The sequence below is a fragment of the Vibrio sp. VP6 genome (assembly GCF_028823755.1).
Classification (GTDB): domain Bacteria; phylum Pseudomonadota; class Gammaproteobacteria; order Enterobacterales; family Vibrionaceae; genus Vibrio; species Vibrio parahaemolyticus.
Map to the genome: position 1 here is coordinate 1 of NZ_JAPEID010000157.1, position 915 is coordinate 915.

1 protein-coding gene and 1 pseudogene are annotated in these 915 nt (G+C 48.4%); both read right to left on the reverse strand.

Annotated features, from left to right (window positions below):
* Positions 1 to 57: 57 nt before the first annotated feature.
* Positions 58 to 552, reverse strand: a complete 495-nt coding sequence (locus OU793_RS24645; RefSeq protein WP_005481711.1) for a peptidylprolyl isomerase — start codon at positions 550 to 552, stop codon at positions 58 to 60.
* A gap of 118 nt (positions 553 to 670) precedes the next feature.
* Positions 671 to 915: pseudogene (locus OU793_RS24650) on the reverse strand (chemotaxis protein); the annotation flags it as partial.

Here is a 915-nt window from a genome sequence, read left to right on the forward strand (position 1 = left end):
GCGCCTAATTCAGAAGAGGTTAGGCGCTTTTTCTTATCTTTGAGCGGACAGAGGCGACTATTCGCTGATCGTCACTTTTTCAATAATGATAGGTTCGCATGGCACATCATCGTGACCCTGCTTTGATGTCGTTTTCACTTTCGCGATGCGATTAACCACATCCATGCCCGCTGTCACTTTTCCAAATACCGCGTAGCCCCAACCCAAGTTGGTGGTGGCGGTGTGATCTAAGAAATCATTGTCTTCCAAGTTAATGAAGAACTGCGCAGTTGCTGAGTGCGGCGCGTCGGTACGTGCCATCGCAATTGTGCCGACGGTATTTTTTAGGCCACGGTTCGCTTCGTTTGCGATTGGTGCGCGGGTTGGTTTTTCTGTCATGTCCTCAGTGTGACCGCCACCTTGAATCATAAAACCGTCGATAACGCGGTGGAAAATCGTGCCGTTGTAGAAGCCTTCTTCACAGTATTTTTTGAAGTTTTTTGAGCTCACTGGCGCTCGTTCCAAGTTCAGTTCAATTTCGATGTCACCGAAGTTGGTGGTCATAATAATCATGTCGATTTGCCCTTGTGGGTGCTAAGTTGGCGGCATTATAGCGAAGTCGTTTCTAGGTCGTAACAAAAACAGCGACGTCAAAGCGTCGCTGTTTTTATTTGTCGGTTAGCCTGTTGGATTAAACCGTGAAACGACCAACCAAGTCGTAGAGCTCGTTGGCTTTGTGATTGAGGTTTTGGCTTCCCGAGCGGTTTTGGTTGGCAAGGCCTGCTGATTGACTACTTTGCTGCGAAATGACCTCAACACGTTGAGAGATTTCTTGTCCCACTTGGCTCTGTTCTTCGGTTGCAGTGGCGATCAGCGTGTTCATGTCCATAATGTTGGCAATCGCTGCTTGAATGTCTTGCAACGCAACCGAGGCGG

What these genes read in the sequence shown, in the direction of transcription:
- OU793_RS24645 (WP_005481711.1), bottom strand. Translation starts at nt 552, where the DNA reads ATGATTATTATGACCACCAACTTCGGTGACATCGAAATTGAACTGAAC.